Origin of the sequence: Noviherbaspirillum denitrificans (assembly GCF_002211445.1) — a bacterium.
GTDB lineage: Bacteria > Pseudomonadota > Gammaproteobacteria > Burkholderiales > Burkholderiaceae_D > Noviherbaspirillum > Noviherbaspirillum denitrificans.
On sequence record NZ_LSTO01000001.1, the window covers coordinates 922,715 to 932,971 of the forward strand.

A 10,257-nucleotide genomic window follows, 5' to 3' on the forward strand; every position below is an offset into this window, starting at 1 on the left:
ATCCACTCGACGGCCGCCCGGTGTTTGCCTATCCGTGGGAAGGCGTGACGCTGGTCGGTACCACCGACGTGGACCATCGCGCAGCCATGCACAATGAGCCGGCCATCACGCCCGAAGAGTTTTCCTACCTGATGATGGCGATCGATTTCCAGTTTCCTTCGCTTGCCATCCGCCCCGCCGATGTACTTGCCACCTATGCCGGCGTGCGGCCGGTGGTGGATACCGGCAAGGCCGATCCGTCGCGGGAAGGACGCGACCATGCGGTTTGGCTGGAAGACGGCCTGCTTACCGTCACCGGCGGCAAACTCACTACTTTTCGCCTGATTGCGCTCGATGCAATGAAGCACGCGCAGAGTCTGCTCCCCGGTTGGCAACCAGACTTGCAGCCGCGCCGGATATTCGCCGAAACGCCGCCACTGCCAAGGCATCCGGCGCTTACCAGCCTCCAGCAGCGCAGGCTGACGGGCCGCTACGGCCGCCATGCGGCGCAGCTCATTGCGCATGCAAATCCCGATGAACTCACCGCAATCCCGGGCACTGAAACGCTATGGGCTGAGCTGCGCTGGGCTGCGCGCGCGGAAGCAGTGCTGCACCTTGACGACCTCCTGCTGCGCCGCACGCGCATCGGCCTGCTGTTGCGCGAGGGCGGCGCGGCCCACCTGGAGCGCATCCGAGCGATCTGCCAGCCCGAACTGGGATGGAACGACGTCCGCTGGCATGCCGAACAGCAGGACTATCTGGCACACTGGCAACGGCACCACGGACTGCCGCCGCAGCATCTGCTGCCCGACTGGCGTCCACCGCGCTGAAACGGGGAAATGCATGTCATCCGATTACCTCCTTGCCATCGACAACGGCACGCAGAGCGTGCGCGCCATCCTGTTCGACCTGCGCGGCCACATCGTCGCCAAATCCCAGGTGCCGCTTGATGCCTATTTTTCCAGCCAGCCCGGATGGGCCGAGCATGGCGTCGAGGAATATTGGCAAGCCTTGTGCACCGCCTGTCGGCGGCTGTGGTCCCAATCGAACGTGCCTGCAACCGCGGTCAGGGGCGTAGCGGTTACCACCCAGCGCGGCACGGTGGTCAATCTGGATAGCTCCGGCAAGCCCCTGCGTCCTGCCATTGTCTGGCTGGACCAGCGGCGCACGACCCGGGTGCCGGCGATCAGCCCGCTATGGCGTGCGGCATTCAAGCTGGCGCGCGTCAATGGCACGGTCGACTTCTTCCTCGGCGAGGCCGAAGCGAACTGGATCAAGGCGCACGAGCCCGAAATCTGGGACCGGACCTCCAGGTTTCTGCTGCTTTCGGGCTACCTGAACTACCGGCTGGGCGGTGAATTCATCGACTCCATCGGCTCGCAGGTCGGCTATATCCCCTTCGACTACAAGGGCCTGCGCTGGGCATCCTCATGGGACTGGAAATGGCAGGCTTTGCCGATCGTGCGTAGCATGCTGCCGGAGCTTGTACCGCCGGGGACGGTGATGGGCAAGGTGACGACAGCAGCAGCCGAAGAGACCGGCCTCCCTGCCGGAACACCGTTGATTGCCGCAGCAGCCGACAAGGCCTGCGAAGTCATCGGCGCTGGATGCCTGGAGCCCCACATCGGCTGTCTCAGCTACGGCACGACCGCGACGATCAACACGACTAGCCGGAAGTACGTCGAAGTCACCCCCTTCATCCCGCCCTATCCCGCGGCGGTGCCCGGTGCCTACAGCACCGAAGTGCAGATTTTCCGTGGGTACTGGATGGTCAACTGGTTCAAGGAGCAGTTCGGCCTGCATGAAAAGATGCGCGCCGCCGATGAAGGCGTCGCGCCGGAAGAACTGTTCGACGAACTTGTGGACGCGGTGCCGCCGGGTGCAATGGGATTGATGTTGCAACCCTACTGGACGCCAGGCATCAAGCAACCGGGCCCGGAGGCAAAGGGCGCGGTGATCGGCTTCGGCGACGTGCACAACCGGGCCCACCTCTACCGCGCCATCCTTGAAGGACTGGCCTATGCGCTGCGCGAAGGCAAGGAAAGGATAGAGAAGCGGAGTAGCGTGCCGATCACCTCGCTGCGCGTGTCAGGCGGCGGCTCGCAAAGCGACGCGGCCATGCAGTTGACTGCCGATATATTCGGCCTGCCGACAGCGCGGCCGCATGTCTACGAAACCTCGGGACTCGGCGCCGCGATCAATGCTGCAGTCGGACTGGGACTGCACCGGGACTTCGGCACCGCCATCAACGAGATGACACGCATCGGGAAGGTGTTTGAGCCGAAGCCGCAGAACAGGGAGACGTACGATGCGCTTTACTCGCGGGTGTACAGGAAGATGTATCCGCGGCTGGCGCCGTTGTATCGGGAGATCCAGGAGATTACGGGGTATCCGGAGCGGGGGTGATTGCCTGGGATTGCATCCGAAGGAACCGCTGCAGGATCTCCCCTCCCCCTTGCAGGGGGAAGGAGCATTACAAATGCAACCGGCTAATTCCCGCTCCGATAACTCATATCCTCCTGCGGCGGCCTCACCTCACGCCCCGCAGGCGGCGCAGCCGGCGCCGATGGCCTGCTGCCGAACAGTTTGTCCCAGAAGCTGCGCAGCGCGTCAATGCCGACCGACTCCACGGCAGCGTTCTCCCGCTTGTACTCTTCGTACATCCAGTCGCCATCCACCTGCACCAGGCCTTCCGGCACCGGACGCTGTACCGGTGGTTTGCCCTTGAGCGCAGTGCGCATGTAATCGATCCACACCGGCAGCGCCACGGTACCGCCGTATTCCCTCCCGCCCAGCGAGCGTGGCTTGTCGTAGCCCATCCAGGCCACGGCAACGATATCGCCGCCATAGCCGGCGAACCAGCCGTCCATCGCGTCGTTGGTCGTACCGGTCTTGCCAGCCAGGTCGCGCCGGCCAAGGCGCTGGCTCGCCGCAAAACCCGTGCCGCTGTTCACGACATCGCGCAGCATGCTGTCGACCAGCCAGGAATTGCGGGCATCCAGCACGCGGGCGTTTTCATCCCCGGCGATCGATGGCTTGTTCTCGACCAGGACATTGCCGCGCGCATCGGTCACCTTCTGGATCAGGTAAGGCGCAACCTGGAAACCGCCATTGGCGAACACCGCATAGGCCGAAGCCATCTGCAGCGGCGTCACCGATCCCGTACCCAGGGTCAGGGTCAGGTTGGACGGATGCTTGTCCGCTTCGAAGCCGAAGCGCGACAGGTGCTGCAGCGCGAACGGCGGCGTAATGGCTTGCAGGATGCGAATGGAGACCAGGTTCTTCGACCGCTTCAGGCCGGTACGCATGGTGACCGGGCCGTCGTAGTTGCCGTCGTCGTTCTGCGGGTTCCATGCCTGTCCCCCGTCGGCCACGCCGGCCTCGAGCGGCGCGTCGTTGACCATCGTGCCGGGCGAAAATCCTTTTTCCAGCGCCGCCGAATAGATGAAGGGCTTGATGCTTGAACCGGGCTGCCGCCAGGCCTGCGTCACATGGTCGAACTTGTTGAGGTTGTAGTCGAAACCGCCGACCATCGCGCGGAACGAGCCGTCGTTGGCATTGATCGACACGAAGGCCGCCGACACCTCGGGCAACTGGGTGATCCACCAGCGCTTTTTCGCATCCTGGCTGACGCGGATCACGGTGCCGGGGCGAATCTGGTTCTTGCCCTTCCCGTTCAGTGCGGATGCCGCGAACTTGAGGCTTTCGCCGGTAATCTCGGCTACTTCACCCGAAATCAGCTCGGCCCGCACAAGCTTGGACGATGCCGCAAGCACCACGGCCGCACGCATGTCTCCGCTGTCCGGATGCTTGACGAGGATTTCATCGATGGCCTGCGCGCGGTCGTCCTCGCCGGACGGCAGGTCAATGTAGTCTTCCGGCCCGCGATAGCCGTGGCGGCGGTCATAGTCGAGCACGCCCTTGCGCACGGCGTCGTAGGCGGCATCCTGGTCGGTGCTGTTGAGCGTCGTGTAGACGGTATAGCCGTGGGTGTAGACGTCGTCCTTGTACTTCTCGAACATGTACTGGCGCACGATCTCGGCCGCATGCTCGGCATGGGTCTGCATCAGGTAGCCCTTGCTGCGCACCTGCAGCTTTTCCTTCTGCGCCTGTTCGTACTGCGCCGGCGTGATATAGCCCAGTTCGTGCATGCGCTTGAGGATGTACTGCTGGCGCTGCTTGGCACGCGTCGGATTGACCACCGGGTTGGCGGTGGATGGCGCCTTGGGCAGGCCGGCCAGCATCGCGGCTTCGGCAATCGTCAGTTCGCCGACTTCCTTGCCGAAATAGATGCGCGCCGCGCTGCCGAAACCATAAGCGCGCTCGCCAAGATAGATCTGGTTCATGTACAGCTCGAGGATCTGGTCCTTGGTCAGTTTCTGCTCGATGCGGTACGACAGCACGATCTCCTGGATCTTGCGCGAATATTCCTTTTTCTTGGTGAGGTAGAAATTGCGCGCTACCTGCATGGTGATCGTCGACGCGCCCTGGGAGCGGCTGGCGCCAAGGTTCATTACCATGGCCCGGGCAATGCCGCTGTAGTCCACGCCGCTGTGCTGGTAGAAATTCGCGTCCTCGATGGCGATGATGGCATCCTTCATCACCTTGGGCATGTCGGCGATGCGCACGAAGTCGCGGCGCTCTTCGCCGAATTCGCCGATCAGGACCTGGTCAGCGGTATATACGCGCAGCGGGATCTTCGGGCGGTAATCGGTCAGCGCGTCGAGCGGCGGCAGGTTGGGCAGGACGATCAGGGCAACATAGGCGGCCAGCAGTGCACAGCCGGCGGCGCCGGCTGCGGCGACGATCAACAGCAATTGCAGGAGGCGGACCTTCACGCCTCCTTTCGACTTGCGCTGTTTCGAAGCGGCGGGAGATTTTCGCGCCACGCATGACTCCTTCGGCAGATGTGCAATCCGACACTTTATCAGGCATTGCACATGCCAGGCCGTAAGCAGATGTAACCTGCGTGGCGCATCGAAATGCCGGCAGGTCGCCGGCTGAAGGGATTAGTGGAGCTGCTGCTTGAGCGAGGAAATTGCCTTGCGCGCCTGGCGCACCGCATTCTGCACCTGCTCGTCGACGTAGCCGCCCTGCGCGCAGGACTGGATGGCCCGGTCGCCGATCTTTTCCAGCTTGCTCACGCATTGCCGGATCTGATCCTCGCCCTGGCCCTGCTCGGCCACCTGGATGGCGTGGTCGGCTTCCTGCTCCAGTTCGGTCAGGCAAGTGCGCAGGCGCTCGGGCACGTCAGCGCTCATCTCGCACATCTGCGCCGCGGCATCGATGCACTGCTCCACTTGGGAAAACCGGTCTCTGAGCTGGGTCATCTGCATGGGGACTCCTTTCCGTTTTGTTACGTGAATGCGGTTGGGCGGCGATGCGCACGATAAGTTCCACATGCGCGTCCTCACAGCAATTCCTGCAGGAACGTGTAATTTGTACAAGTGGGGGTGTAAAGACGCCCACGCACACACCGCCTTCCCTGCGCCCCGCCTCCGCAAGGCGTGTGGCAGGCATCTTGCAAGCCTTGGTAGCTGAAGCATGGAGAGCGACTGAAATGTTCTCGAGCCATCATCCGTTCCGCGACCGCCGCGACGCCGGCCGGCAGCTTGCGGCGGCACTGCAATTCCTGAAGGATTCCGACCCTGTGATCCTGGCGCTGCCGCGCGGCGGCGTGCCGGTCGCCTTCGAAGTGGCACAGGCACTGCACGCGCAGCTGGATGTCTTCCTGGTCCGCAAGATCGGTGCGCCCGCCTTTCCCGAACTCGGCCTTGGTGCCGTCGCGGAGGGGCGCGAACAATTTTGCGTCATCAACCATGCATTGGCTGCGCGAACGCACGCCTCGGAGCAGTACCTGGAAGAAGAAAAGCAGCGGCAACTGACAGAAATGGCACGGCGGCGCGAGTTGTACCGTGGCGGACGTGAGCTGGTCGACCTGAAAGACCGCGCCGTCGTCGTCGTCGATGATGGCATTGCCACCGGCGGGACGATGAAGGTTGCGCTACAGGCCATCGCCGCGGCACAGCCGGAGCGCTTGCTGTATGCGGTTCCGGTGGGGCCGGACGAAACGATTGCCGACTTGTGCAATTTTGCCGATGACGGTGTCTGCCTGCTGTCGCCCAGTGATTTCCGCGCCGTCAGCCAGTATTACGACAATTTCGACCAGACCAGCGATGAGGAAGTGATCCAGCTGCTGCAGGAAGCCGTCACCTTGCACCCCGCTCCCGAACCCGGCAAGGAGTTTGCTCGGACTGGCGTCCGTCCACAGACTTGAACCAAGGAGAATGCCATGATGAAATCCCTCAGGAATACCCTGACCAGCACGCTGTCTCCCACCATCACCAACATGATCCGCATGGACCACACCGCGGTCCTCGAAACCTTCCACCAGTATGAGATCGACACCAGCCCTTCAGTGAAGAAAGGGTTGGTCAACACAGCGTGCATCGCGCTGGAAATCCATGCGCAGCTGGAAGAAGAAATCTTCTACCCTGCAATGCGCACCGTGTCTTCCGACAAATCGGTTCTCGAGAAAAGCGTGCCCGAGCATAACGAAATGCGCCGCCTGATCGCGCAGCTGCGCTCGATGGATGCAAATAATCCGGCCTTCGACTACACCTTCATGGAGCTCATGCGCAATGTGCTGCACCATGTCGCGGACGAGGAAACGACGCTGCTTCCGGAAGCGGAGCGGCTGCTTGGAAGCCGACTGAGCGAACTTGGGGCGGAAATGACCAAGCGGCGCCTGCAGCTGACCGCGCCGCGCGCGGGAGAGCTGGCATCCAGCACGGTCCGCAGCTTCCCGGCGAGCTCGATGCTGGTCGCGGCGGGAGCGGTGCTCGCAGGGACCTATCTTGCGAAACGGGCGTTTGAGGGACAGGGGCATTCCCGCAACCATTGAACGCTGGAATAGCCTCGCATGGCAATGACCGGACTGCGCGGCATGCGCATCACCACGTTGGTCAAGGAAGCCGTCAACGACTTCCTTGACGACGACATGACGACCTACGCATCCGCTCTCGCGTACCAAGTTCTTTTTTCCATATTCCCGTTCATCATTTTCCTGATCGCGCTGCTCGGGTTCCTGCATCTTGCCGACTTCTTCGATTGGTTGCGCCAGAATTCGCAGATGATGCTGCCGCCGGAGGCCGCCGAACAGGTGAACAAGGTCATTTCCGACCTGCAGAAGGAGCAAGGCGGCCTGATGTCGCTCGGCGTGATCGTCGCCCTGTGGTCGGCTTCTGCCGCTGTGCGTGCCACCATGCACGCGCTCAATGTCGCCTACGATGTCCGGGAAACACGGCCAGCATGGAAGCTGTACCCGCTGTCCGTGATCTACACCATCGGGTTGGCGGCGATGATGATCATCGCCGCCGCCTGCCTGACCATCGGTCCGCATGCGATGCAATGGGTGGCGCAGCGAATCGGGATGGAGCAGATGTTCGTCCAACTGTGGGCGTGGTTGCGCTGGCCCGCCGCGCTCTTCATCCTGATCCTGGCAGTGGCCATCATCTACCACGTCGCTCCGGACGTACGCCAGGATTTTCGGCTGATTTCGCCCGGCGCCGTATTTGCCGTCGCGGTCTGGATTGCCGCATCACAGGGTTTCAAGCTTTACGTAGCGACCTTTGCCGACTACAACGCCACCTACGGCAGCATCGGCGCAATCGTCATGCTGCTTTTGTATTTTTTCATTTCCTCGGCTGTGCTTCTGTTTGGCGCGGAAATCAATGCCACAATTACGCAATATTCGGAAAAGTTGTCCCAAGAACATGCGTTCCCGCAAACCATGCGAAAATAGCAGGTTTTACGTCTTTTTCTCGCTCTGCTGCTTATGCATTTCCGTGCCTTTGACCTCCTCAAGGCAATCGCCTGCAACCTGATCGTCCTGCACCACCTTGCCTACTATGGCCCGATGGCAGACGTCGCGTGGCCGCTCATGCCCGACGTTTTCTCGTGGCTTGGCTCGCACGGACGCGTTGCGGTGCATGCCTTCCTCGCCATGGGGGGATTCCTTGCTGCACGCTCCTTGTCTTCCCGCGAGGCCGTCGCGGCGCCGCTGGAGGCCATCCTGCGCCGGTTCATCAAGCTCGTGCCGCCCTTCATGGCAGCCATGTTGATCGCGGTGGCCGCATCGGCGCTGGCTTCCCAATGGATGACGCACGATTCCCTGTCACCGACGCCCGGCATCCGCCAGATTTTGGCCCACGCCTTCCTGCTGCACGGCGTGCTCGGGATCGAATCGATTTCAGCCGGCGCCTGGTACGTGGCAATCGATTTCCAGCTGTTTGCATTGATGGCCGTGATCATGTCGCTGTCCGCGCGACCGCGTCTCCCGGCATGGGTCGCGCCCACGGTGGTGGCACTCTGCACGGCGGCTTCACTGGTCTATTTCAATCTCGACGCGTCGTGGGATGTGTGGGGGATGTACTTCTTCGGCAGCTACGGCCTCGGTGCTCTCGCGTGGTGGGCCTCCGAACGCGCCAAATCGCGCTGGCATGCAACGCTGGTGTTCGGTGCGATCCTCTTGCTCGGCGGCCTGGCACTCAACCTTGAATTCCGCAGCCGTATCGCCGTCGCGCTCGGCACGGCCCTGCTGCTGGTGCCGGCGTGCCGGCGCGCTATCAGCCTGCCTTGGCAGAACGCGCGGCCGGTGCGCTATTTCGGCCGTATTTCCTACGCAGTTTTCCTCGTGCACTTCCCGGTCTGCCTGTTCGTCAACGCGGCGTTTACACGCTTCGCGCCGGCGCTGCCCGAGGTGCAGGCCGCCGGCGTGCTCGCTGCCTGGCTGGCGAGCATCGCCGCTGGCGCGGCCTTCCACCACTGGATAGAACAGCCGCTCGCCATGTTGACCTTGCCATCGCGCGATGCGACGGCCGCCAATACCGTCAAGGCTTAGTGCGCCACGCCGTGCGCGGCCAGCGCGAGTTCCTTGTCGGACTTGCCGATATGGTTGATGAGCCAGTCGCGCAGGAAGTGCAGTACCTGGATGGATAGCGTCGCGGCGCCGCTCTCAAACTTTTTCTGCAGGTCGAGCACCTGGTTCAGCAGTTTCTCGTGCTCGGCCTTGTGGTCGGCCAATCCCTCATAACGCATCTTTTGCATCAGCTCTTCCTCGCGGCGGAAGTGCTCCTGGGTATAGGTGATCAGGTTGTGCAGCACCTTGTCCATCACATCCTTCCCCTTGCCCTCGGCCATCACGGTGTGAAGGCGGTTGACCATATCGATCAGCTTCTTGTGGTCACCGTCGATGAAGTTGTTGCCGACAGCAAGGTCATCCGACCAAACGAGGTATGCCATTGTTATTCTCCCAAATTGATTGTCGATGCGGCGCAAATACATGCCGGACATTGCGTCAGCGGAATTTCCAACGGGCCCGCGTGCACCTGGACGCGGTCCTGTCTCCTGGCGGGTTTGGGGCCATGGCTTTTGATCGGGACAATAAATTTGTTTGCCCTGGATCAAGTCAGGAGTGCATTCAAGCAACTCCCATGCCTATGGGATATGAGCGGCCAAACTTATCCTGGATCAATTTCGGACGCGTTTTTCGAGTTCCGATTCCTGCATTTAAGACAAGCCGTTCTTGTCATTCCGAAAATGAGAAACGTCGATCATGATATTTCCATACGGCAATATCATTCATCTCCCGCTAATTAACATCAAAATTGCTGGTCGAAATACGATGACGGCTCAACAGGAGAAGACATGCGCACGCTTGAATTAAACGGAGTAACGGACGTCCCTGTCCTTGGGCAGGGAACATGGTGCATGGGGGAAAAGCCGCGCAACCGGCAAGCGGAAATCGATGCTTTGAGACGCGGCCTGGACCTCGGGATGACCTTGATCGATACCGCGGAAATGTATGGCGACGGCGCGTCGGAAGAACTCGTCGGCGAAGCGATCGGCGGGCGGCGCGAGGACGTCTTCCTGGTAAGCAAGGTGCTGCCGCAAAACGCCAGCCGGCGCGGCACCGTAGCGGCCTGCGAGCGCAGCCTGGAACGCCTAAGTACCGACTGCCTCGACCTTTATCTTCTTCACTGGCGCGGCGCCATCCCTCTGGAAGAAACAGTGGAGGCACTGGCAGCCCTCAAACGCGACGGCAAGATCCGCCACTGGGGCGTGAGCAATTTCGACATCGACGACATGCGGGAACTCGCGACGCTGACGGACTTGCGGGAAGTGGCGGTCAACCAGGTGCTCTACAACCTGAGCCGTCGTGGCATCGAATACGACCTGCTGCCGTGGTGCCGCGAACAAGGGATCGCCGTGATGGCC

Annotated in this window: 10 protein-coding genes; 7 read left to right on the plus strand and 3 right to left on the minus strand. The window is 61.8% G+C overall.

What is annotated here, in order from left to right:
• A partial coding sequence (locus tag AYR66_RS04635; RefSeq protein ID WP_141104163.1) for a glycerol-3-phosphate dehydrogenase C-terminal domain-containing protein occupies positions 1-809 on the plus strand: 809 nt, incomplete at its 5' end.
• A 13-nt stretch (positions 810-822) separates the two neighbouring features.
• Positions 823-2,385, plus strand: a complete 1,563-nt coding sequence (locus tag AYR66_RS04640; protein ID WP_088706549.1) for an FGGY-family carbohydrate kinase — start codon at positions 823-825, stop codon at positions 2,383-2,385.
• 83 nt (positions 2,386-2,468) lie between these two features.
• Here the strand turns inward: AYR66_RS04640 and AYR66_RS04645 are convergent, their stop codons facing one another.
• Both AYR66_RS04645 and AYR66_RS04650 read right to left on the minus strand, forming a co-directional pair.
• The gene (locus AYR66_RS04645) at positions 2,469-4,868 is read right to left on the minus strand and encodes a penicillin-binding protein 1A (RefSeq protein ID WP_088706550.1); all 2,400 of its coding nucleotides are present in this window, start codon (positions 4,866-4,868) and stop codon (positions 2,469-2,471) included.
• Positions 4,869-4,988: 120 nt separating this feature from the next.
• Entirely contained in the window at positions 4,989-5,309 is a 321-nt protein-coding gene (locus AYR66_RS04650) for a hypothetical protein (protein ID WP_141104022.1), read from the minus strand.
• Between the two features lie 230 nt (positions 5,310-5,539).
• On the opposite strand from AYR66_RS04650, the gene AYR66_RS04655 reads away from it, so the two are divergent.
• Genes AYR66_RS04655 through AYR66_RS04670 form a run of 4 tightly spaced genes read left to right on the plus strand, consistent with a single transcriptional unit; the run spans position 5,540 to position 8,881 of the window.
• The gene (locus AYR66_RS04655) at positions 5,540-6,256 is read left to right on the plus strand and encodes a phosphoribosyltransferase (RefSeq protein WP_088706552.1); all 717 of its coding nucleotides are present in this window, start codon (positions 5,540-5,542) and stop codon (positions 6,254-6,256) included.
• Between the two features lie 15 nt (positions 6,257-6,271).
• Positions 6,272-6,883, plus strand: coding sequence for a hemerythrin domain-containing protein (locus AYR66_RS04660; RefSeq protein ID WP_234814762.1), 612 nt, complete (start codon positions 6,272-6,274; stop codon positions 6,881-6,883).
• Between the two features lie 18 nt (positions 6,884-6,901).
• Complete coding sequence (locus tag AYR66_RS04665) at positions 6,902-7,783, plus strand: YihY/virulence factor BrkB family protein (protein ID WP_088706553.1); 882 nt, start codon at positions 6,902-6,904, stop codon at positions 7,781-7,783.
• Between the two features lie 33 nt (positions 7,784-7,816).
• Positions 7,817-8,881, plus strand: coding sequence for an acyltransferase family protein (locus AYR66_RS04670; RefSeq protein WP_088706554.1), 1,065 nt, complete (start codon positions 7,817-7,819; stop codon positions 8,879-8,881).
• On the opposite strand, the gene AYR66_RS04675 is transcribed toward AYR66_RS04670, so the two are convergent.
• Positions 8,878-9,282 (minus strand): bacteriohemerythrin, encoded by a 405-nt coding sequence (locus AYR66_RS04675; protein ID WP_088706555.1) that lies wholly within the window; start codon positions 9,280-9,282, stop codon positions 8,878-8,880. The two genes, AYR66_RS04670 and AYR66_RS04675, sit on opposite strands and share 4 nt — an antisense overlap.
• A gap of 405 nt (positions 9,283-9,687) precedes the next feature.
• Between AYR66_RS04675 and AYR66_RS04680 the strand changes: the two genes are divergently transcribed.
• The coding region (locus AYR66_RS04680) for an aldo/keto reductase (RefSeq protein WP_088709601.1) at positions 9,688-10,257 on the plus strand (570 nt) is incomplete at its 3' end.